Consider the following 20,810-nt stretch of genomic DNA (forward strand, 5'->3'; position numbering starts at 1 on the left):
GTGAATCCACATGACCACAACGTCAGTTGCCGTGCCCTCGACGGCAGGGAAAAAATTCAATCTGAACTTCAAAGACTTCGGGATCGTTTTTGGCCTGGCCGCCATCATGCTGTTCCTGGCCCTGAACACCGGAACGTTCCTTACGGGCCGCAACTTCATCAACCTGTTTGACCAGGCCGCCGTGGTGGGCCTGCTCGCCGCGGCAGCCACGCTGTGCATCATCAGCGGGGTCTTTGACCTCTCCTCGACCGCCACCCTCGCGGTCTCCGCCATCTCGGGCGTGATGATCACCCAGCATTTCGGCGTTGCGGCCGGTTTCTTCGGGGCGTTGCTGGTGGGTGCCCTACTGGGGACGATCACCGGGCTGATCGTGGTCAGCACGAAGGTCAATTCGTTCATCGGGACACTGGCGGTGAGCATCATTTACCGGGGCCTGGCGATCGTGATCACCGGCGGCGCGATTGTTGCACCGCTGCCTGAGCAGCTCGCTTCCTTCCAGACCTGGACCTGGCCCAGCCTCTTCGGCCTCACCGCTGGTTCAGTCTTGATGCTGGCAATGACCACCGTGCTGGGCATCGTTCTGTGGCGCACCACATTCGGACGCAGGATCTACGCAGTAGGCGGCAACCAGGAAGCCGCCCGCCTCAGCGGCATCCGGACCGGCTCCATCCACGTTGCGGTCTTCGCCATCAGCGGCCTGTGCTCGGCAATGGCTGGAATGATCCTGGCCTCGCGGGCGGGCTCGGCGCAGCCGGCCATGGCCATCGGCATCGAACTCACCGCCATCGCCGCTGTGGTCATCGGCGGCACCAGCATCCTGGGCGGGCAGGGCGCCATGTGGAGGGCCTTCGTGGGAGTCATGATCCTCACCGTCATCAGCAACGGCTTCAACCTGCTGCACTGGGATACCACCTACCAGCAAGTGGTCACGGGCGTCCTCATCCTGCTGGCCGTAGCAGCCGACGGACTGTTCTTCCGCAAATCCACCAGATGACCGTCCAGGGTGGACCCTAGAGATATGACATGGATGTATCGCGGGGCTGGGGCCCGGCAGGAACCTGAACTGGAGGCCCGGCAATGCGGATAGGACTGATGCTCCAAGGCAGCAGTTGCCGGGCGCTCGTCCTGGAGGGACGCTCCGTCGTCTCGGTGGCGGAACAGCGGCAGGCCGGCAACCTGGCTGACGCACTGGACAGCGTCCTGTCCTCCTTACGCCTGCAGTTCGGAAGCCTGATCACAGACGTAACGGCCGACGTCGGACGCGTCCTTGCCGCGGCCCAGCCGGGAGACGTCATGGCTGTCCACATCTCTCCCCGCCCTCCGGCTGACCAGTTCCACAACACGAGGTTGCCGGCGAGCATTGAGCCTGCAGTCACCCGGACCGTGCATGTCCGCGGCGGCCACGACCTGCGGGGACGGCCGCTGGCACCGCTGGGCCTTAGCGAGTTCCTGCTGGAACTGCCCTCCATCCTGTCCGGGGGCATGCGGAACGTGGCCATCACCGCCGTCGGCTCTACCGCCTCCGCCGAGCACGAAACCCGCATCGCGGATGCCATCCTGTCCAACAACAGCGATATGCGGATCAGCATCTCCAGTGATTTCTACTCGAGCGTGTTCCGTGACCGTGCCTACACAGCCGTCCTTAACAGCGCCCTGATGGAATCGGGCGAAGAGCTGGCGGCAATGCTGGAAGAGGCCGGGAGGCGCCACTTCCCCGCCGCCGCGCTGTCCTATGCAAGGAACGACGGCGGCCGGGCGCCCCTGGCGCGGCTGGCGGTAGCCCCCGTGCATGCGCTCCGCCCGGAACCTGCCATGGCGGTCCTCGGCGCGGCAACGCTGGGCGGGCTGTGCGACGGCGAAGTGGTTGTCTGCACCGACGAGGGTGTCAGTGTGGGCACCATCCGTAGCGGCCTGCCTGTCGCGCACAGCCTTATCCGGCAAAGCTATGAAGCAAGCCTCGCCAGCAACGCCGCGATCGTGGAACCGTACACGGCCAACCATCCGGTCCGGCCCGACATCCCGTCAGTGGTCGTCGACATCCGCACCAGCCAGAACACGCCGCCTGAACACGGCCTGCTGCCAACACTTCCGGGTGTCCCGGACCTGAGCCTCATAGGCTGCGCCGCTACACCGCTGACAGCGTGGATCGACAGGCTCGAGAGGGTCAGCGGACAGGCCGAACTGCAGCGGGTTCAGCACCGGGCTGAAGAGGAAGCTGGCTCGGCTGTAGTGCAGTTGGGTGCCAGCCCTACAGACACCCGCATCATCGAATCGAACGTCTTCGCCATGCCTTACGGAAACCCCGGAATCGTTCGGATCCGGGTCCGGGCTGCCGGTGGGACGTCCAATTCTGAGGAAATGACCCTGGCCGCCCGAGCCTTCGGGGTCACGGCATGAGCACGGTCCTCACGGCCGAAGACGTGGAGCACCTCCGGACCGGCGCCCATTTCCTGGCCTGCGCCATCGATCCCACCGCCATCCACGTCTACGCCGGCATGATCCAGGAGGCAATGCAGGACAGGTCCGTGGAGCTCATCACCGTGGATGAGCTCGCCCCGGACGCCCTGGTGGTGGCTGTCGGCATGGTGACCCAAGGCTTGTTCATTGCTGATATGCCACCCGTAGGTGACGAATTCACCGGCTGTATCGAGGCGATCGAAACCAGGCTCGGGCGCAAAGTGGAGGCAATCTATTCACTCGCCGCTGCCAACATCAACGGAATCATTCCGCTGATGGTGGGGCTGCAGTCCTCCCTTCCTGTGGTCGACTCCGATCCCATGGGGCGCGTCTTTCCGCTCATCAGCCAGACCACCTTGAACATCGGCGGGGTGGCTATCGGCCCCATAGCGCTTATGGGAGTAACCGGCGAGCGCGCCGTGGTGGAGGCAGCTGATCCCCAGCGCGCCGAGACGCTGGTCCGCGCACTCGTCACCGAGCTGGGTGGTTGGGCCGCCACCGTGATGTATCCATGCTCCGCACGGCAGCTGGACGAGCACGGGGTCCACGGATCCGTCAGCCGCATGATCCGCATAGGTCAGATCCTCGACGCCGACACATCGGCTGAGAGCAAATTCCTGTCACTTTCCGACTTCCTGGGCGTGACCCGGATTGCACGGGCACGGGTGAGCCACATCGAAGGCCTTTCACGCCCAACCGACCTGGGCCTTCCGGCCCAACCCTCGAGTGTGACGCTGGCGGATGAAACCACCGGGCAGATCATCCGGCTGGAGATCCAGAATGAGATTTTGCTGGTGCTCGTGGACGGTGCCGTAGCGGCAGCTGTCCCCGACATGGTGACCCTGCTCAACTCCGAGCACGGCTCTGTGGCCAGCCTGGAAGACCTTCGGGTGGGCAATGTGGTGGATGTGCTCAAACTCAATGCCGCCCCGCAATGGTATTCGGAGGCGGGGCTGGACCTGGCCGAACCGGCGGCGTTCGGCATCCCGCTCAAGCATCCGAGGCGGCGTCATGGTTAGGCCGATGAAGGACACCCGGCTCGACGTTGCGGGGCTGCTGGCGCACGGGTCGCTGCGAGGCACCACGCCGCTGTACCTCACCCCCGCCAGCGCAGTGATCGAAAGCGTCGTTCTGGTCTCCCAGCTTGAGGCGATCCAGCGGGTGCGGCCGAATACGGTTGTGGTCCTGTCTGCAGAAATGGGCTCTGGTGGATGGCTCGTATCCGCCGCCCTCAGGCATGCCTGGGAACGGCGGGCCAGCGCCGTCGTCGTGGCCGGAAGCACCTATTCCAGCGCCGTCATCGGCCTGGCTGAACGGCTGGGAATCACCCTCCTGGCGTCGGAAGGAAACCCTGCCGGAGTCGCGTTGGCCTTGGCCGCCGAGATCGGCGCCGCCCTGTCCGTGGTGGATGCCGAGCTCGCCCGGTTCGCCCGGGCGGTGGCCAAGGACAGCACGCTGACTGACGTGCTCAGTACCATTTCCGGGGAACTGGACGGGGTGGGCGTCTCGCTGGAATACGACGGCGTGGTCCTCGCCTCAGCCGGTATGGACCCGCGGGACCAGGCCGAGGTCATCACGGTTGACGTGGGGGCTGCCAACGCCGCCGTCCCCTCCGCCCTCACCGCGCGCGTACCCGCCTCCGGTGTCCATAACCTGCGGCTGGTCCGTTCAATCCTGGAAGTGGCTGCCCCTTCCGTCAAGGCCGCATGGTTGATGGGCGACTCCCGGGACGCGGCCCGTGCCGTCCCCACCGCGGCGCTGGCCGGCCTGAACCAAAGCCGCGGTTCTTCCGGCGCAACCTTTGAGGAAGACCACCGGCACCTCCTCTCACAGCTGGGATGGCGCCGGCACGAACGCTACGTGGCCGTATGGATCTGCCATGGTGACTCCAACACATCTAGTCCCGACCTGACAGCTGTGCTGAGGCTGCTCTGGCGAAAGATACCTGCACGCAGCCCCCTGGCGAAGGTCGACGGCGGCTGGCTGGCGGTTGTTCCGGCCGCCCACGAGTCAGTTGTTGCACAGCTCGAACTACGGCTCAAGACACGGCTCCGTCCTGCCCTGGCCGAGCTGGGCCTGGTGGCCGGGCTGTCCCGCTGGGCGGAGGAGGCTCCGCCGCTTCCGTCCGTCATTCAGGAGGCGCGGCTGGCAGCTGTCTCCGCCCAGTCTGCTGGACAGGGCACAGTCCTGGGCTTCGCCGGCCTGGGCGTAGCGGCCGCAACCGCATTCGTGGATCAGGACGCCGTGGCACTGGTGGCTGAGCTGACCCTGCCACGGCTAGTGGCCAGTCCTGACAGGGACGCGATAGTGGCTGCGGCAGCGGCGTTCCTTGACCACCGCAGCTCGGTCAGCCTCGCTGCGGCAGCGCTCGATGTGCACCGCAACACCCTCCAGGCCCGGCTGGGCCGTGCCCGGGAGCTCGGCGTCCCCTTGGACAATCCGTCCGAGTTGCTGTCCGTCCACCTAATCCTCAACGTACTGCGGGCTGCGGCACACGAGAAACAAACTTTCAAAGATCCCCACGAAACCAGAAAGGACTCCCATGAGTTCCCAGTTTGAATCCTTCGACGACGTCTACGCTTCCGCCCGGGACACCGTGGGCGTCCGTCTCTTCACCGCCTCCGTCATCGCCGACGAAGGCACCAGCATGGCGCGCATCTACACCACGCACCCCGAGGTCTACCCGATTGGCGGAAAAAAGACCCTCGCGGGAGACACCAATCCGGTCTGGCTGGAGCAGGTCCTGATCGGCCAGCAGCCGTTCCTGGGCGCTGACCGGGATGCGGTCAAGGCTTTCTTCTTCGACTCCGGAACCATCGAATCGCTGGGGTGCGGCGCGATTGTCAATGCTCCGGTGGTGAGCGGCGGCCGCACCATCGGCTCCATGAACTTCCTGGCCCCTGAAGGCAGCTATGACCAGTCTTCCGTGGACGCCGCCGTAGAGGTGGCGTCACGCTCTGTCCGGCTCCTCGAAGATGCTCTGGCAGCCACCAGCTAGCCTGCGTCCTGGAACAGGAAGGAAACACTGCACATGATCCCTAACTCTGAGGGAAACCTGAGCATACGGAACGCCAGGATCTTCGACGGCGAATCAGCCGTACTCGTTGAAGGCTCCATCATCGTCCGGGATGGCAGGATCACCGCCATAGGCGACGCCGAAGCAGGCGGCGGCGCCGGGTCCGCCGTAGAAACCGTCGTCGACGCGGGCGGCCGGGTCGTTATTCCCGGCCTCATCGATGCCCACTTCCATGCCTATGCGCTCAGCCTGACTTCTGCCATCAACGAAACCGGCCCCTTGAGCTACTCCGCGCTGGCAGGTGCCCGCAGACTTGAGGCCGCGCTCGTCAGGGGCTTCACCTCAGTCCGGGACGTGGCTGGGGGTGACATAGGCCTTGCAACCGCTATCGAGGAAGGGCTGTATGCCGGTCCACGCTACTTCTTTACCGGTCCCGCGCTGAGCCAGACCGGAGGTCACGGCGACATCCGCGCTGCGAACGACGGAAGCTGCTTTCATGGCGGCCACATGTGCGAGGTGGTGGACGGCGCTGAGGACTTGCTGCTGGCGGTGCGCCACCGGTTCCGGACCGGCGCCACCGCCATCAAGCTGATGACCTCCGGAGGGGTGATCTCCCCGGTGGATCCGCTCCGTGTGCCGCAGTACAACGCAGCCGAGATCCGAGTGGTCACAGAAGAGGCATCGCGGCGTGGCAGTTACGTCACGGCGCACGCCTACTCGCCGGAAGCCATCCGCCATTCTGTGCTGAACGGGGTCCGCTGCATCGAACACGGCAACCTCCTGGATGTTGAAACCGCCCAGCTCATGGCGGAGCACGACGTCTACCTCGTGCCCACGTTGGTGACGTACGACGCTATGGGCCGCCGCGGAGCCGAAATCGGCCTTACCGAGATGGGCGCCGGCAAGAACCAGGAAGTCCTGGCCGCCGGCAAGAAGGCCGTCACTCTGGCGCGCGACGCCGGGGTCCGGATTGGCTTTGGCACCGACCTCATGGGTGAGCTTGAGGATGAACAGCTGGCCGGGCTTCGCCTGCAGTGCGAGGTGCTGGGTGTCTACGACGCGCTCCGCTCTGCGACCTCAACGAACGCGGCACTGCTCCGGCGCGAAGACCTGGGCCGGATCGCGGAGGGGGCGTCCGGGGACTTGGTGATTTTGGACGGCGATCCCTTCGAGGAGCCCTCAGTGCTCTGGGACGGGAGCCGGAATCGCACCGTCATCAAAGCCGGCCGCGTTGTCCCCTCCGGTAGCCTTCCGGCCGGTCCTGCCATGGTGGACCAGGCCTATAGCGGCGCCTCCGCGTGACAGCAGAGACCACCGCCCAGACACCATCACCGGAGCCCATCAACCCACCCTTTGGGGAATACTTGGGCCGTCAACCAATTAACGAGGAGAACAAGACGTAATGACATCCCGTGACCCTTACAAGGAACTTCCCCAGCTTCCGGAATTTCAGGTGACCAGCGCCGACATCGAGGACGGTCAGACGCTTTCCCCGGCACAGCGCAGCGGCAAGATGGGCATTGAAGGCGGCCAGGACCGGTCCCCGCAGCTGTCGTGGTCAGGCTTTCCTGCCGAGACCAAGAGCTTTGCGGTCACCGTCCTGGACCCCGACGCGCCCACCGGAAGCGGTTTCTGGCACTGGGCTGCCTTCAACCTGCCGGCGTCCACCACCTCCCTGTCTTCCGGTGCAGCGGAGACCGGGCTTCCCGAGGGTGCTGTGCAGTTGGCGAACGACGCAGGCTTCCCCGGCTTCGTGGGCGCAGCGCCGCCCTCAGGCCACGGCGTGCACCACTACCACGTGGTTGTACACGCGCTGGATGTGGAGAAGCTCGACGTCCCCGCTGAAGCCAGCCCCGCCTACCTGGGGTTCAACATCTTTTCGCGCGGCATTGGCCGCGCACGGCTGGTCGGTACTTACGAGCAGCCCTGACCCCATTCCGCACGGTCCAGGTGCACGTCCGGTTCCGGGCGTGCACCTGCGCGTTTCACGTGGTGATGGACACGGCAAGACCGCCGCCTACGACGCCGAGTGATCGCTCCCCGGAGTCCAGCCCAAGGCTGGCCCCAGCTTTCCGGCAATGTCGGTAAGGATCTGGACATAGTCCTCGTGCTCGAAGCTGAAAGGCAGTGCGAACGCAACCTCATCCACCTCCTGAAAACCGGCGTGTGCGTACAGCTGCTCAGCGACCTCCTCGCTGGTGCCGATCAGGTCACGCGCAAACATCATGCCACGAGGCCCCTGCGGGGCAGCTGTGCGCGGAGTACGTTCGTCGACGTACTGCTGGTACTTCTTTCGCTGGGCAGGGGACGCCGAGTCGGTGGGGATCACCACCAGGCCCTGCGACACCCGCGCCTGAGCATGCCTCGAGGCCAAAGCCGCCTCCCGGAACGCCCGGATCTGTGACTGCTGGACCAGGGCGAAGTCCGGATCCTGGTCCTTGTCCGGGAAGATCACGCTGCTGGAGAGCAGGTTGAAGCCGTTCGAACCGGCCCACAGCGCTGACTTCGTGCTGCCCGCCCCGTACCAAAGCCGCTGCCGCAGCCCCGGCGAATGCGGCTCTACCCGGTTGGAGAACTCCTCCACCACGCCCTGTTTGCCCGAGAACTCCCGCACCGGCTCCCCGGCTACCAGACGGGCAAACCGCTCCACCCGGGAGTAGCTGAAGTCTTCCGCATCCGCCGTGTCCGGGTACAGCTCATGCTTCACGGTGTCGTACTGCATCGGCTCCCCCACGCTGACGCCGGGATTGATGCGCCCACCGGCCAGCAGGTCCACCGTGGCCAGGTCCTCGGCCAGGCGGAGCGGGTTTTCCCAGCCCAGCGGCGTCACTGCAGTGCCCAGCTCGATCCGGGAGGTCCGCTGGCTCGCCGCGGCCATCACCGCCACGGGCGAAGAGATCCCGAACTGCAGGTGCCGGTGGCGCAGCCAGGCGCTGTCAAACCCCAGCCGCTCCCCCAGTTCGATGATCCCCAACGTGGACTCGTGGCCCGCGGCCGGACTGGCGGGATCGAACAGGCCGATGGTGAGGAAGCCAAGCTTGCGGAGGGGGCTTGTGGGATGCGGCATCGGCTTCCTTCAAGAGTCGGGGATGTGGCTGATTTTCAGACTAGGCGGAGGGCCCGCGGATGAACCAACATTTCTCCCGGCCAGGACCTAACCGAAACGCACGGGACGAAGACCTTGACGGTGCTGTCCGCACTCGGGTTAAGCTCGGCTCGAGCAGGCGACGGCGCCGGCACGGGAGGAACTGTCTACATGTCACTGCAGGAAATCGAGTTCACGTCAGCCAACGGCCGCGACACCATCCAGGCGTGGGTCTACGAGCCCATCGGGGAGCCCAAGGCGGTCGTGCAGCTGATCCATGGGTTGGGCGAGCATTCCCGCCGCTACCTCCACCTCATTTCCACCCTGGTGGATTCGGGATTCATCGTGGTGGCAGGCGACCACTCCGGGCACGGGCGCACGGCAATGCAGCAGGGAACCTGGGGCGACGCCGGAGACGACGCCGCCAGCGTGGTGGTCGCCGATGAGGTCACCCTCCAGGCCAAGGCCCGGGAAGCGCTCCCCCACCTTCCCTACGCCGTGTTCGGCCACAGCTGGGGATCCATGATTGCCCGCGGCCTGGCCACCGACCCGCGAGCGCAACTTTCGGGCCTGATTCTTTGCGGGATCGCCGCCCAAATGCGCGGCATCGAGAAAATGATCGACCGGCCGGCACTGGCCCGGCTTGCCTCTGGTGAGAGCGCGGCGGAGCCCGCGCCCCAGGAACTGGTGGCCCAGTTGTTCGACGGCTTCCTGGGCCGCCTTGGAGACGGTGCCGGGCCCACGGCCTGGGTGGCACTGGACGCGGACGTCGTTGCCGACCACGGGAGGGACCCCTTCAACAACTTCGGGACACCGCTGAGCGCACGGTTCCTGCAGGGCTTCGTGGACCTCTACGACCAGGTCAACTCCGACGACTGGTACAAACAGCTCCCCGCGGAACTGCCCGTCCTGATCCTTGCCGGCGACCAGGACCCCGTCACCAACTACGGCGAAGGGGCCTACCACGTGGCGAACCGCCTGGCAGATTCCGGCCACGCGGACGTCCGCACCCGCGTGTTCCCCGGCGTCCGGCACGAAGTGCACAACGAACCCACCACCCGCGCCGAAACCGAACGCGAGACGGTCGAATTCATCCAGCGGGTAGCCGGCACCTGACGGTCCCCAGGCACCTCTCACGGAAGGTACGACGCCGGCACCCACCCGGCGGTTTCTAGGGGTCGTTGCAACACTGCTGGTGTTATGTGGTCATTAGTAGATCACGCAGACGCTCGGCTGGGGTGTCCCAGCCGAGCGTTTTGCGTGGTCGGCTGTTGAGTTCTTGGGCGACGTGTTCGAGGTCTTCGGGGCCATAGATGGATAGGTCCGTGCCTTTTTCGAAGTATTGGCGCAGCAAGCCATTGGTGTTTTCGTTGGAGCCGCGTTGCCAGGGGCTGGCGGGGTCGCAGAAGTAGACCTGCATGTCCGTGGCCATGGTGAAGGATTTGTGGGCTGCCATTTCCGCGCCCTGGTCCCAGGTCAGGGAGCCTCGGAGGTGTTCGGGGAGTGTCTTCATCGTGGCGATGAGGCCATCACGGACGGTTTCGGCGGTGTGGTCTCCGGGCAGATGGACGAGCATGACGTATCTGGTGGTGCGTTCAACGAGGGTGGCGATGGCGGACTGGTTGCTTGCCCCGGTGATCAGGTCTCCTTCCCAGTGTCCTGGAACGGCGCGGTCTTCAACTTCGGGTGGGCGTTCGGAGATCATCACCATAGGGTCAGCGAAGCGGGGCTGCCGCTGCTGGGGGTCCTTGTGAGGCTTACGGCGCGTCCGGCCGGTGCGCAGAGCTGCCTGGACTTCACGTTTGAGTCCTCCGCGGGCCTGGAAGTAGAGGGCCTGATAGATCGTTTCTGGGCTCACGCGCATCTCCGGGTCGTTGGGAAACTTCCTGATCAGCTTGTTGCTGATCTGTTCCGGTGACCAGCGCCGAAGCAGCTTCTTCTTCACATACTTTCGTAACCGGTGGTGAGTGACCAGCTTGCTGTCCTTGGGCCGGGGCCGCCGGGCGGTCGCGGCACGTTGGGCTGCATAGGCGTAATACTTCCCATCGTTGACACTGTTCCTGGCCAGTTCCCGGCTGATGGTCGAGGCGGACCGGCCCAGCTCCCTGGCGATCTTCCGGACCGGTGTGCCGGCAGCGCGGAGGTCAGCAATCCGTTCCCGGTCCTGCAAAGTCAGGAATCTGGCATCCAGTGGTTTCTCCAAGGCCGCAAGTGCGGGAAACGCGCCAGAATCGGTGATCGCTTCGTCGGTGGTCAGTGTCATCACACCACTGGTGTAATCGACCCGGCGGCCATCACGGTAGATTCGCCCGTTCCGTGTCCTTCTGACCCCGTTGTCCCATTCCTGGGCCGTGCACCGGTTAATGCCCAGTTCTTTGGCAGCCTCCCGGCGTGTCATTCCAGCTTCGCGGAGCTTGCGGAAATCCTCACGGCTGGGGCCTTCCGTGCGTTTCCGCGCAAGCCCGGCCTTCTGGGTCCACTTGTAACAAGTTTGACGGCTCAACCCCAGTTCGGCAGCGGCAACCGTAGTGCTACCGGTACGCGCCAAAGCCTTGAAGAACGCTGCCTTCACCTCCGGGGTTACTCTCGCCCCACGGACATTCCCGCCATTTATGGTGCCGGCAGATATTCCCGCCTCACGCAGCCACCGGTAGCACGCCGACGGTTTAAGCCCGAGCTCAGCCGCGGCAAGAGCAACACTCCCCGCGCTTGCCAGTGCCCGGAAGAACCCTTCCCTTTCCCCGGAGGTATAGCTCCGTCGAGGGGTCCTGCCCTCGCTTAAAGACGACATGGTCGTTGCAACTCCCAAAACTAAGGGGTGTTGCAACGACCACTAGAACCCAAGCCCCGCCGCCGCCGTCGTACCTTCCGGCAAAAGGACCGCTGGACTACTTAACGTTGCTTAACGCTGAAGCGCCCTCCTACTGTAATTGACGTCACAAGAACCGTGGGTGCACGTCAATGGAGAGGGGACGGTTGTGAGCGGCCATAAAGTCAACAGAACGTCCGTGCCCCGCCCCGCGCCGGTTTCTGCCGCGGCCGTTGCCCGCGCAGCGGGCGTTTCCCCTGCCACCGTGTCCTATGCATTGAACGGCAAGGGTGGCGTGTCGGTGGAAACCCGGCGCCACATCATCGGCGTGGCGAATGAGTTGGGGTTCAGGCCCCGTAAGTCATCTTCGTCTTCGGATCCACTGCGGACCCGCGTGGTTGGGCTGATCCTGCCCAACATCATCAACCCCATGTATCCCGGCTGGGCCCAGGGCATCATTTCCGCTGCCGCCGAGTCCGGACACGAGGTGTTTGTGGCAACCACGCAGGACGACGCCGCAACACTTGCACAGGTCACCGCGACACTGGCAAACCGCAACGTGGACGGCGTCATCCTCGCTGCCGCGTTGCGGGAGGACGCAACCGCCCTGCGCACGCTGCGGGCGGCCCGGATCCCCTACGTATGCCTGTCGAGAAGGGCCGACTTTCTACAGGGCGACTTCGTCGGCATTGACGATGATGCCGCGGCAGCCCTGCTGATGGAGCACATGCTGGGCCATGGTTACCGGGAGATCGCCACCGTGGTTGGACCGCGCTTCTCCACGGCGTCCCTCACCCGTGAACAGGCTTTTGTCCGCACTGCCGCTGCTGCCGGCGTCACCATCAGTGGCGAGTGGAAAATCAGCACGCGCGTCAATAACGAAGGCGGCCGGCTCGCAGCCGAACGGCTGTTTTCTTCGGCCGGGGCGCCACGGGCCGTGGTGTGCGGCAGCGACGAACTCGCCATCGGCGTCATGGAGTACGCGCTTGCCCGGGGCCTGCGCATTCCCGAGGACGTGGCGGTTGCGGGCTGCGACGGGCTGGCCCACAGCCGTTCCGGGCTGATCAACCTGACGAGCATCGTCCAGCCGCAGCAGGAGATGGCCCAGGAGGCATTCGCCATGCTGCTCCGCAGGATCGAGTCCCCGTCCAACACCTACAGCTCTTTGATTTGTCCTCACCGTATCGACATAGGAAGGACCTGCGGGTGTAACGCAGCGCCCGCATGACCCCACCCTCACCATCGGCACGGCTGTCACTCATGCCAAAACACGGCGCGAAGAAGCGCCAGGGCACCCCGGCAGCCCACCGGCCCCTCAACAAAGGAAGCATCATGGACTTCAGCTCAAAACGCGTCTTGGTCACTGCCGGCGCCAACGGCATCGGCCTGGCAATCGCCACCAAATTCAAGGCCCACGGAGCGGAGGTCTTCGTAACCGATATCGACCCCGACGCCGTCGAAAAAGCGCGTGCCGAAGGATTCCGGGCCGCCGTCAGCGATGTATCGGACGAGGCACAGGTCCAGGACCTCATGGCAATGATCCATGAGGAATTCGGCGGCCTCGATGTCCTGGTGAACAATGCCGGCATAGCCGGACCAACGGGCCCCATCCAATCCCTCGACAGCGCGGCCTGGAAGGCGACGTTCGACGTCAACATCCACGGACAGTTCTACTGCATCAAGCACGCCCTGCCGCTCCTGCGCTCGGCACCGGGGGTATCAATCATCAACCTTTCCTCGGCGGCCGGCCGCCTGGGCATGGCCGGGCGGAGCGCCTACTCGGCATCCAAGTGGGCAGTGGTCGGGTTGACCAAGACCCTCGCCATCGAGCTCGGGGCAGAGGGAATCCGGGTCAACGCCATCTGCCCCGGCGCCGTCAACGGTCCGCGTATCGATGCGGTAATCGCGGCCAAAGCGGGAATGCTGGGCGAGCCCGTGGACACCGTTTCCGCCCTGTACCGCAGCCAGTCGTCGCTGGGCCGGCTGATTGAAGCCGAAGACATCGCCAACATGGCCCTCTTCGCGGCCAGCGACATGGCGCGCAACGTCAACGGCCAGGCCCTGGCCGTCGACGGAAACACCGAAAAGCTCTACTAAGACCCCGAAAGGAAACGTCCCATGGCAGCAACACGCAAGGTCATCATCACCAGCGCCGTTACCGGCGCCATCCACACCCCCTCCATGTCCGAACACCTGCCCGTGACGCCGCAGGAAATCGCCGATGCGGCCATTGGCGCCGCTGAAGCGGGTGCGGCCATCGTGCACATGCACGCCCGCGATCCGCGGGACGGGCGCCCTTCGCAGAATCCCGAGCATTTCGAGCCGATCCTGGACAAGCTGAAGCGGAACACGGACGCGGTCATCAACATCACCACCGGCGGATCGCCGCACATGACCGTCGAAGAACGCATGCAGCCGGCGGCCTTGTTCAAACCCGAGCTTGCCTCGCTGAACATGGGGTCCATGAACTTCGGGCTGTACCCGATGCTGGACCGGTTCAAGGACTTCACCCACGAGTGGGAACGCGAAGGGCTGGTCAAAAGCCGCGACCTGGTTTTCAAGAACACGTTCCAGGACATCGAGACCATCCTGGAGATCGGCAATGCCAACGGGACCCGCTTCGAATTTGAATGCTACGACATCTCCCATTTGAACAACCTGGCCCACTTCCATGCCCGCGGCCTGGCCAAGGGACCGCTGTTCGTCCAGTCCGTTTTCGGCCTGCTTGGCGGCATCGGGGCACATCCCGAGGACCTGATGCACATGCGGCGCACCGCGGACCGGCTCCTGGGCGACGACTACCAGTGGTCCATACTTGGCGCCGGCAAGAACCAGATGCCGCTTGCCACCATCGGCGCAGCCATGGGCTCCCACGTCCGGGTGGGGCTTGAGGACTCGCTGTGGATCGGCCCGGGCCAGCTGGCACGCTCAAACGCCGAGCAGGTCACCCGCATCCGCACCATTCTCGAAGCCCTCAACTTTGAAATTGCAACGCCTGATGAAGCCCGCCAGATGCTGGGCCTCAAGGGCAGGGACAACGTCGGATTCTGACCGGTACGTCGTGTTCGGGACGCCCTTCGGGGCCGGCCACATTCTCCGGCTGCGCCTGCAGAATGTGGCCGGCTGTTCCGTTATTGGACTTCAAATGTGGCGGTGAGCCGGGCCCGTCCGATGGCCTGGCTGAAGAGCTGGAAGCCGAGGTAGGCGGGGCTTGCATCGGCAGGGATGTCGAGTTGTTCAACATCCACTGCGTGAACCACGAAGTGGTAGTGGTGGGGACCGTGTCCTTCAGGAGGAGCCGCGCCCACGAAGCCCCGGAAGCCGGCGTCGTTCATCAGTTGCACCGCAGGCCCGGGCAGGCCGGCCTCGGCAGCACCCGACGGAAGGGAGGTAGTGGACGCCGGCAGGTTGAAGGCTGCCCAGTGCCAGAACCCGCTGCCGGTGGGAGCGTCCGGGTCCAGGACAGTCACGGCAAAGCTCTTGGTCTCCGGCGGGAACCCCTCCCAGGCAAGTGCCGGAGACCGGTCTTCTCCGCCGTCGACTCCCATCTTCCCGCTCGCTTGGGCCGCAGGGAGCGCCTGCCCGTCCTGGATCTCTGGGCTGGACAAGGAGAATTCAGGAAGCTGGGGAAGTGCGGCATACGGATCGTGGGGCATCTCTTGATTACCTCTCCTGACAACGGGATGGGAACTGCCGGCATTACGCGGTTGGAACGGATTGCCTGCTGCACACTCTAACGCCCAGTCCAGTGGATGAATTCGATTCCTTGGAGTGGAACCGCTGATGCCCTGGAGCCCGGTGGGACGGCGCCGGCAAGCAACAGCCCTACCCGGCGGGCTCCTCCGCAATGTCCTCAGCCCACAGGTCCGGGTTGTCCTCCTGGAATCTACGCATCATGTCAACGCACCGCGGATCATCCAGGACCACCACCTCAACGCCGCGCGAGCGCAGAAGGTCGAACTCGCCGTCGAACGTTCTCGCCTCCCCCACCACGACGCGCGGGATCTTGAACTGGATGATGGTTCCCGCGCACATGGCACACGGGGCCAGGGTGGTGTAGAGCGTGGTGTCCCGGTAGCTCTTCTGCCGGCCGGCCGCACGCAGCGCGGACATCTCCCCGTGCGCTATGGGGTCGCCGCTCTGGACGCGTTCGTTGTGCCCGCTCGCGATGACCACACCGTCTCGGGCAAGGGCGGCCCCGATCGGAATACCGCCCTCTTTGAGGCTCTTTTGGGCAGCCTGGTAAGCGGCTTCGAAGGCGGGGTCGAAGGTTGTCTGCGCTTCTGATTCCACGGCGGACGGCTCAGTTGGATGGGTCATGCGGTCATTCTTGCATGAGCCCAAGTGGTAAGTTCTGCCGCATGGAATGTGTGGTGCTGTACACAGTGCGGGAGGGCGTCGACCGCTCCCGGATCATGGAGACCTTCCCCCGCCACAAGGCCTACTACGAGGCGTTCCATGCCGAAGGCGGCGGCCTGGTGGCTCTGGGAGCATTCGGGACTCCGGATCCGGCTGCCAGCTCGATGGGAATTTTCACGTCGCATCAGGAAGCCGAACGTTTCGTCGCCGGAGACCCTTTCGTGACGGAAGGGCTGGCCGAGCCACGGCTCCTGGAATGGAACGCCGTGCACTTCGGCTAGGCAAAGCGCGGCATCAGACGGTCACGTTGAGCCCCGCCGTATAACCGGTCGCGGCTGAACCGGTCATCGTTGCCAACTGGTAGATGCCGCCGTCGTCGCCGAACACATTGTCCGACTTCAGCGTTGTGCGGGTCATGTTCGTGATGCTGCGCTCGTACCCGGGGGTGGCGTACACGTCGTCGCAGGCTGCCTGCGGCAGGGCGATCTGGGAGACGGCCAGTACCTGCCCGGCAGCCGTTGCATTGTTCATCGCCTCAAACACCTCGAAGTGGATGTGCGGCCAGCGCCCGGAGTAGGCGCCGGGAAAGATGGACGTGAACGTGACCTGCCCGTTGGCATCGGCTTCCTGCACGCCGCGGAGGTAGTTTTCGCTTTTCAGGCTGGAGTCATACATCGAGTATTTCCCGTCCCGGTCGCAGTGCCACGCGTACACCGCGGCACCGGCCATCGGGGTGCAGCCGTTGGCATCGTCCAGGAGGGTCAGCGTGAACGTCAGCGGTACGCCCTCGGCCTTGGCGGACGCGGTTCCGAAGCTCGAAGTGATGTCCCGGCGCACCACTCCGGACGCTTCCAGGACGTTCGGTCCGTTGGAACCGTCGCCGGGGTAGGGGCCTGCGGTTTCCTGGGGGATTTCCACGCCGCACTCGGCGATGGCGCGCGTCAGGGTTGGCGTGGTTGTGGCGGCGTCCGTGGCAGAGCCAGCAGCGGAGGACGACGCAGCGGCGGTAGCCGTAGAGGTGGCCGACGAGGTGGCACTCGTGTTTCCGGCCGGGGTACAGGCGGCGAGCGCGGCGGCCGCACCGCCTGCCCCCAGGAACAGTCCCAGGGACCTGCGGCTCACCAGGGTGTTCAAGTCGAACTCCAGGCCCCGGTCGTGATCGGGATGCGGCTGGTCAGAGTCGGACTGGCGGGGTGTGCGTGAAGTGTTCATGATCCAAGGAGACCCCGCGCAGATATGCCCCGCACTGGTTATCGCTGTGCCCGTGCTGTGAGTCGGTTTCATCGAGGCTCTTCCGGACGGCCTGGCGGGCGGCTTCGAAAGCGGGGCCGAAGCTTGCCTGCGCTTGAGGTACCGCATCCCGACAAGAGTCCCTCACACGAGTTAGCTAAGCTGGTCCGAGAGGCAAGGGGAATGAGCATGGCCAAACGTAAGGCGACCGCACTGGATGTGGCAAAGCGGGCAGGAGTGTCCCGCAGCGCTGTATCGCTTGTGCTCAATGGCAGGGCCCAGGGCAACGTCACCGCGGAACGACAAGAGCGCGTCCTCCGCGCTGCGGCAGAACTGGATTACACACCCAATTCAGTTGCCGTAAGCCTGCGCAACCAACAAACGTCAACTATCGGTGTCATCACGGATGACATCGTCACCAGCCCCTTCGCAGGCCGGTTGATCAGCGGCGCCTCCCGCACGGCCCTTGCCCGGGGATACATGGTCCTTGTTATTGATTCAGAGCACGACGTGTCCCGCGAAAGCACTGCGGCACAGCAACTCGCGCACCGGCAGGTGGACGGCATCATGTACGCCACTGGCAGCCTGCGCGAAGTGACCACCCCGGCAACGATGCGTACCTTGCCGGCGATACTTGCCAACTGCACTGACGCCGCCTCCCCGTTCCGCTCGGTCATACCTGCAGAGGTCGACGGTGGACGTGCAGCCGCCCAGCTGTTGATCGACCTGGGCCACCGCCGCATCACCCTGCTAACGGGGACCCTCAGCTCACCTGCCGCCCCGCAGCGCGAACAGGGTTACCGCGAAGCGATGGAAGAAGCCGGACTAGGCCGCGAACAACAACGCGTCCACCTGACCGGCTGGGACATCGATGACGGCTACCGGGCTGCGTCCGCTGTGCTGAGCGGCGGAGACCGGCCGACGGCGATCATCTGCTCCAACGACAGGGTAGCCACCGGCGTGTTGTTGTATGCGGCAGCCGCAGGGCTGCGTGTCCCCCAGGATCTGTCCGTTGTTGGATACGACGATCAGCAGCACGTGGCCGCCAACCTTGTTCCCGCCCTCACCACCGTGGCACTTCCGCACGCCGAAATCGGAGCAACGGCCATGTCGATGCTCTTGGATGAGGTCGAAGGAAAAGCGCCCGCGGCAGAGAAGCATGAGGGCGAAACCATCCTGGTGCCTTGCCGGATCATCACCCGGGCATCTACTGGCGCTCCCCCTGCTTCCTGATAGGGCAAGACCCCCGCGCCCCCGCTTCAGCTGACACTCTTCAGAATCCCGGGCGGGTTCCCCAATCCGGCCGCCCCGACGGCACTGAGCTAGTTTTCCCCTGCCTACAGGTAAGCCGTTTCCCGGCTATCCCCTTCCCCGCCCTCACAAAGTAACGGATGAAAAAGCTTTTGACACGTGTTAGGTACCACTCCTAACCTACTTAACACGTGTTAGGAGGAGCCGACAATGACGTCTGAAAAGACACCGGGGCAACAAGCCCCTTCGCATTCGCTGCTGTCCAGCAGCAAGCTTTCACAACTCACCCGCCGTTCCATGCTGGGCTTGAGCGGACTCGCCCTGGCGGGTGCCACCGTGGGGGCCTGGCCGCGACTGACCGGCGCTGACATCCCGGGCCGTGGCAGCAAGGCCCTGAACATCGCCATCCTGGGGACGGCAGCAGATGCCGCGGGCCGACAGGGCCTGATCCAGGCCTTCACCGCCGCACACCCCGACATCCCAGTGCAACTGCAGGCGATTCAAGGTGCGGACTGGAAGGACTTCTTTTCCAAGATCCTGACCATGGTTGCTGCGGGAACACCCCCGGATGTCGTCTATGTCGCCACCGAAGGTGCCCAGCTCTTCGCCGACAAGCTGGCTGAACCTTTGGACAGTTATGTCCGCCGGGACGCCGCGGCGATGAGCGATTACTTTGACGACGTTCATCCCAGCCTGCTGGAAGCCTTCATGTACCAGGGAAGCCTGTACCAGCTTCCATTGGACTGGAACGCGGCGAACATGTACCTGAATACCACCACCTTCGCCCAGGCCGGGCTTGAGCGGCCAAAAGACGACTGGACGAAGGACGACTTCAGCGCCACCCTGCGGGCCCTGCGCAAGGCGCGCCCGGCTGATTTCACCCCCTATTACTGGACCAACCGGCTTTTCGGCGGGGTTGTGCCGTGGCTTTACGCCAACGACACCAGCTTCCTGTCCGAAACGAAGGCTCCCGGCGGGGACTGGCTTTGGGACCGCTTTTACCCCAACGATCCTGCCCGTGGCACCCGCGGCGGCGGGTATCAGTGGCTGGCTCCCAACGCCGAGGACGGACGGGTTGTCGAAACCTTCGACTACCTGCGCGAGCTCGTCGCCGAGGGACTCGGCGTGCGGCCCGAATCCGGGGGCGGCAATGCCCTGGTGGGTCTGTTCGGCAACAACCGGATCGGCACCACTCCGGCCGGTGGCTACTGGGCGCAGGGCCTGCATGAGGCCGGGATGACCGCCGACCAGTTCGATGTGCAGTTCTTCCCGCGCTGGCGGACCCAGCGGCACCAGTTCGGCGCTGCCGGCTACGCGATCATGCGCACGGCGAAGGACAAGGACGCTGCGTGGGAATGGGTGAAGTTCTGCTCCAGCCGCGAAGCGATGCAGCTGGCGATTCCGAAACCGAACACCACACCCACCCGCCGTTCGATGGTCAACGAGTCCTTCTACGCCGCCACTGGGCCCCGGCACTGGAAAGTCTTCTACGACACCCTGGACAGGTTCCCCACCTCCGGCCCGATCCCCGCCCCGCCGCAGCAGGCCGCCGTCGAGACTGCCCTGATGAAGAACGTCTCCACCGCGGTCAGCGGCAGCTCCGCCGATGTCCGGGCAGCGATGGGCAACCTGCAGCGCGACCTTGAACTGGCTCTGAGGAGGAACTCATGACCACCACTTCCGCCGCCCCACGGCAAACCGTGAAACCACCGGCCGTGCGCCGCTCCTTTGTCGAGCGATGGCTGGCGAGGATCTTCCTTGCTCCCACAGTGCTCGGGATGGCCCTTTTCACGTTCCTGCCGATCATCGCTTCGCTGGTCCTGGCCTTCTTCCGCTGGGACATCATCTCCGCGCCGCAGTTCGTCGGTTTCGCCAACTTCGCCTCACTGGCACAGGACCCCACCGTGCGGGTGTCCTTCCTGAACACCATCGGGTTCGTAGTTGTTGCAGTAATCCTTCAACTGGGCATCGCCCTTGGCCTGGCTTCCATGCTGCAGGCCAGGATGCCGTCCTGGCTGAGGGTGTTCCTCCGTTCCACCTTCTTCTTCCCTCTGGTCCTGTCCGCCGCATCGGTGTCCATCTTCATGCGGTACATGTTCAACGAACAGTTCGGCGTGGTGAACTGGCTCCTGTCGCTCGTCGGGATTCCCGCTGTGCCGTGGCTGACAAGTCCCGCGGCGTCTGCCGCCGTCGTTGTCCTGGTCTACGTCTGGCAGAACTTCGGGTTCTCCTTCCTGCTCTTCCTCGGCGCCCTCACCAACATCCCGAAAGAACTGCACGAAGCAGCGAACCTGGATGGCGCCACGGGCTGGAAACAGTTCAGCAATGTGACTCTTCCATTGATCAGCCCCACTGTGCTCGTGGCCTCTGTCATGGCCATCATCAGTGCCCTGCAGGTCTTCGACCAGCCGTACGTCCTGACCAACGGCGGTCCCGGCGACTCCACAAGGACCGCCGTCATGGTGATCTTTGAATCCGCGTTCCAGCAGCTGGAGTTCGGCAAAGCCTCTGCCATCGGCCTGGTACTCACCGTGCTGATCCTTGCCGTCACCGCCCTGCAATTCCGCCTTAGCCGCCGCTTCGTCTTCTACCAGTGAGGTCCC

Annotated in this window: 20 protein-coding genes; 15 read left to right on the top strand and 5 right to left on the bottom strand. The window is 64.6% G+C overall.

Going from position 1 to position 20,810, the window contains the following annotated elements; genetic code table 11:
• The first annotated feature begins 10 nt into the window (after window positions 1-10).
• The 7 genes from LFT44_RS19375 to LFT44_RS19405 all read left to right on the top strand — a co-directional run bounded on the left by LFT44_RS19375 (window position 11) and on the right by LFT44_RS19405 (window position 7,403).
• Complete coding sequence (locus tag LFT44_RS19375; RefSeq protein ID WP_236800150.1) at window positions 11-994, top strand: ABC transporter permease; 984 nt, start codon at window positions 11-13, stop codon at window positions 992-994.
• A gap of 83 nt (window positions 995-1,077) precedes the next feature.
• Window positions 1,078-2,397, top strand: a complete 1,320-nt coding sequence (locus LFT44_RS19380; protein ID WP_236800151.1) for a methylhydantoinase — start codon at window positions 1,078-1,080, stop codon at window positions 2,395-2,397.
• Window positions 2,394-3,476: a DUF917 domain-containing protein gene (locus LFT44_RS19385; RefSeq protein ID WP_236800152.1), complete on the top strand. Its 1,083-nt coding sequence runs from the start codon at window positions 2,394-2,396 to the stop codon at window positions 3,474-3,476. The genes LFT44_RS19380 and LFT44_RS19385 overlap by 4 nt, the downstream gene beginning before the upstream one ends.
• Window positions 3,469-5,016 carry a helix-turn-helix domain-containing protein gene (locus tag LFT44_RS19390; RefSeq protein ID WP_236800153.1) on the top strand — a complete coding sequence of 516 codons (1,548 nt, stop codon included), beginning with the start codon at window positions 3,469-3,471 and terminating at the stop codon, window positions 5,014-5,016. Before LFT44_RS19385 ends, LFT44_RS19390 begins: the two co-directional genes overlap by 8 nt.
• Window positions 5,000-5,455: a GAF domain-containing protein gene (locus tag LFT44_RS19395; RefSeq protein ID WP_236800154.1), complete on the top strand. Its 456-nt coding sequence runs from the start codon at window positions 5,000-5,002 to the stop codon at window positions 5,453-5,455. Before LFT44_RS19390 ends, LFT44_RS19395 begins: the two co-directional genes overlap by 17 nt.
• Before the next feature lie 33 nt (window positions 5,456-5,488).
• A complete protein-coding gene (locus tag LFT44_RS19400; protein ID WP_236800155.1) occupies window positions 5,489-6,775 on the top strand; it encodes a metal-dependent hydrolase family protein in 1,287 nt (428 codons plus the stop codon).
• Window positions 6,776-6,875: 100 nt separating this feature from the next.
• Window positions 6,876-7,403 carry a YbhB/YbcL family Raf kinase inhibitor-like protein gene (locus LFT44_RS19405; protein ID WP_236800156.1) on the top strand — a complete coding sequence of 176 codons (528 nt, stop codon included), beginning with the start codon at window positions 6,876-6,878 and terminating at the stop codon, window positions 7,401-7,403.
• An 87-nt stretch (window positions 7,404-7,490) separates the two neighbouring features.
• On the opposite strand, the gene LFT44_RS19410 is transcribed toward LFT44_RS19405, so the two are convergent.
• Complete coding sequence (locus tag LFT44_RS19410; RefSeq protein WP_236800157.1) at window positions 7,491-8,540, bottom strand: LLM class flavin-dependent oxidoreductase; 1,050 nt, start codon at window positions 8,538-8,540, stop codon at window positions 7,491-7,493.
• A gap of 189 nt (window positions 8,541-8,729) precedes the next feature.
• Between LFT44_RS19410 and LFT44_RS19415 the strand changes: the two genes are divergently transcribed.
• Window positions 8,730-9,674 (top strand): alpha/beta fold hydrolase, encoded by a 945-nt coding sequence (locus LFT44_RS19415; protein WP_236800158.1) that lies wholly within the window; start codon window positions 8,730-8,732, stop codon window positions 9,672-9,674.
• 82 nt (window positions 9,675-9,756) lie between these two features.
• On the opposite strand, the gene LFT44_RS19420 is transcribed toward LFT44_RS19415, so the two are convergent.
• Window positions 9,757-10,956, bottom strand: coding sequence for an IS30 family transposase (locus LFT44_RS19420; RefSeq protein ID WP_442863690.1), 1,200 nt, complete (start codon window positions 10,954-10,956; stop codon window positions 9,757-9,759).
• A 580-nt stretch (window positions 10,957-11,536) separates the two neighbouring features.
• Between LFT44_RS19420 and LFT44_RS19425 the strand changes: the two genes are divergently transcribed.
• From LFT44_RS19425 to LFT44_RS19435, 3 genes are all read left to right on the top strand, one after another.
• Complete coding sequence (locus LFT44_RS19425; protein WP_236800160.1) at window positions 11,537-12,595, top strand: LacI family DNA-binding transcriptional regulator; 1,059 nt, start codon at window positions 11,537-11,539, stop codon at window positions 12,593-12,595.
• Between the two features lie 104 nt (window positions 12,596-12,699).
• Window positions 12,700-13,464 (top strand): SDR family oxidoreductase, encoded by a 765-nt coding sequence (locus LFT44_RS19430; RefSeq protein ID WP_236800161.1) that lies wholly within the window; start codon window positions 12,700-12,702, stop codon window positions 13,462-13,464.
• Between the two features lie 21 nt (window positions 13,465-13,485).
• Window positions 13,486-14,418 carry a 3-keto-5-aminohexanoate cleavage protein gene (locus LFT44_RS19435; protein WP_142132304.1) on the top strand — a complete coding sequence of 311 codons (933 nt, stop codon included), beginning with the start codon at window positions 13,486-13,488 and terminating at the stop codon, window positions 14,416-14,418.
• Between the two features lie 80 nt (window positions 14,419-14,498).
• Here LFT44_RS19435 and LFT44_RS19440 read toward each other — a convergent pair whose 3' ends face one another.
• Both LFT44_RS19440 and LFT44_RS19445 read right to left on the bottom strand, forming a co-directional pair.
• On the bottom strand, window positions 14,499-15,023 hold the full coding sequence (locus LFT44_RS19440) for a YbhB/YbcL family Raf kinase inhibitor-like protein (protein WP_236800162.1): 525 nt from the start codon (window positions 15,021-15,023) through the stop codon (window positions 14,499-14,501).
• A gap of 169 nt (window positions 15,024-15,192) precedes the next feature.
• Window positions 15,193-15,687, bottom strand: coding sequence for a nucleoside deaminase (locus LFT44_RS19445; protein WP_236800163.1), 495 nt, complete (start codon window positions 15,685-15,687; stop codon window positions 15,193-15,195).
• 53 nt (window positions 15,688-15,740) lie between these two features.
• Here LFT44_RS19445 and LFT44_RS19450 point away from each other — a divergent pair, with 53 nt between their 5' ends.
• Window positions 15,741-16,007, top strand: a complete 267-nt coding sequence (locus LFT44_RS19450) for a YciI family protein (RefSeq protein ID WP_236800164.1) — start codon at window positions 15,741-15,743, stop codon at window positions 16,005-16,007.
• Between the two features lie 13 nt (window positions 16,008-16,020).
• Here LFT44_RS19450 and LFT44_RS19455 read toward each other — a convergent pair whose 3' ends face one another.
• Window positions 16,021-16,938, bottom strand: a complete 918-nt coding sequence (locus LFT44_RS19455) for an intradiol ring-cleavage dioxygenase (RefSeq protein ID WP_236800165.1) — start codon at window positions 16,936-16,938, stop codon at window positions 16,021-16,023.
• Between the two features lie 207 nt (window positions 16,939-17,145).
• On the opposite strand from LFT44_RS19455, the gene LFT44_RS19460 reads away from it, so the two are divergent.
• From LFT44_RS19460 to LFT44_RS19470, 3 genes are all read left to right on the top strand, one after another.
• A complete protein-coding gene (locus LFT44_RS19460) occupies window positions 17,146-18,189 on the top strand; it encodes a LacI family DNA-binding transcriptional regulator (RefSeq protein WP_236800166.1) in 1,044 nt (347 codons plus the stop codon).
• 228 nt (window positions 18,190-18,417) lie between these two features.
• Window positions 18,418-19,878, top strand: a complete 1,461-nt coding sequence (locus LFT44_RS19465) for an extracellular solute-binding protein (RefSeq protein WP_236800167.1) — start codon at window positions 18,418-18,420, stop codon at window positions 19,876-19,878.
• Window positions 19,875-20,804: a carbohydrate ABC transporter permease gene (locus LFT44_RS19470; RefSeq protein WP_236800168.1), complete on the top strand. Its 930-nt coding sequence runs from the start codon at window positions 19,875-19,877 to the stop codon at window positions 20,802-20,804. Before LFT44_RS19465 ends, LFT44_RS19470 begins: the two co-directional genes overlap by 4 nt.
• Window positions 20,805-20,810: the final 6 nt, after the last annotated feature.

Origin of the sequence: Arthrobacter sp. FW306-05-C (genome assembly GCF_021801725.1) — a bacterium.
In the GTDB taxonomy this organism is placed as follows: Bacteria; Actinomycetota; Actinomycetes; order Actinomycetales; family Micrococcaceae; genus Arthrobacter.

Excerpts from the sequence above, each read along its gene's own strand:
- LFT44_RS19375 (WP_236800150.1), top strand. The coding sequence starts at position 11 with ATGACCACAACGTCAGTTGCCGTGCCCTCGACGGCAGGGAAAAAATTC.
- LFT44_RS19380 (WP_236800151.1), top strand. The coding sequence starts at position 1,078 with ATGCGGATAGGACTGATGCTCCAAGGCAGCAGTTGCCGGGCGCTCGTC.
- LFT44_RS19385 (WP_236800152.1), top strand. The coding sequence starts at position 2,394 with ATGAGCACGGTCCTCACGGCCGAAGACGTGGAGCACCTCCGGACCGGC.
- LFT44_RS19390 (WP_236800153.1), top strand. The coding sequence starts at position 3,469 with ATGGTTAGGCCGATGAAGGACACCCGGCTCGACGTTGCGGGGCTGCTG.
- LFT44_RS19395 (WP_236800154.1), top strand. The coding sequence starts at position 5,000 with ATGAGTTCCCAGTTTGAATCCTTCGACGACGTCTACGCTTCCGCCCGG.
- LFT44_RS19400 (WP_236800155.1), top strand. The coding sequence starts at position 5,489 with ATGATCCCTAACTCTGAGGGAAACCTGAGCATACGGAACGCCAGGATC.
- LFT44_RS19405 (WP_236800156.1), top strand. The coding sequence starts at position 6,876 with ATGACATCCCGTGACCCTTACAAGGAACTTCCCCAGCTTCCGGAATTT.
- LFT44_RS19410 (WP_236800157.1), bottom strand. The coding sequence starts at position 8,540 with ATGCCGCATCCCACAAGCCCCCTCCGCAAGCTTGGCTTCCTCACCATC.
- LFT44_RS19415 (WP_236800158.1), top strand. The coding sequence starts at position 8,730 with ATGTCACTGCAGGAAATCGAGTTCACGTCAGCCAACGGCCGCGACACC.
- LFT44_RS19420 (WP_442863690.1), bottom strand. The coding sequence starts at position 10,956 with ATGACACGCCGGGAGGCTGCCAAAGAACTGGGCATTAACCGGTGCACG.
- LFT44_RS19430 (WP_236800161.1), top strand. The coding sequence starts at position 12,700 with ATGGACTTCAGCTCAAAACGCGTCTTGGTCACTGCCGGCGCCAACGGC.
- LFT44_RS19435 (WP_142132304.1), top strand. The coding sequence starts at position 13,486 with ATGGCAGCAACACGCAAGGTCATCATCACCAGCGCCGTTACCGGCGCC.
- LFT44_RS19440 (WP_236800162.1), bottom strand. The coding sequence starts at position 15,023 with ATGCCCCACGATCCGTATGCCGCACTTCCCCAGCTTCCTGAATTCTCC.
- LFT44_RS19445 (WP_236800163.1), bottom strand. The coding sequence starts at position 15,687 with ATGACCCATCCAACTGAGCCGTCCGCCGTGGAATCAGAAGCGCAGACA.
- LFT44_RS19455 (WP_236800165.1), bottom strand. The coding sequence starts at position 16,938 with ATGAACACTTCACGCACACCCCGCCAGTCCGACTCTGACCAGCCGCAT.
- LFT44_RS19460 (WP_236800166.1), top strand. The coding sequence starts at position 17,146 with ATGGCCAAACGTAAGGCGACCGCACTGGATGTGGCAAAGCGGGCAGGA.
- LFT44_RS19465 (WP_236800167.1), top strand. The coding sequence starts at position 18,418 with ATGACGTCTGAAAAGACACCGGGGCAACAAGCCCCTTCGCATTCGCTG.
- LFT44_RS19470 (WP_236800168.1), top strand. The coding sequence starts at position 19,875 with ATGACCACCACTTCCGCCGCCCCACGGCAAACCGTGAAACCACCGGCC.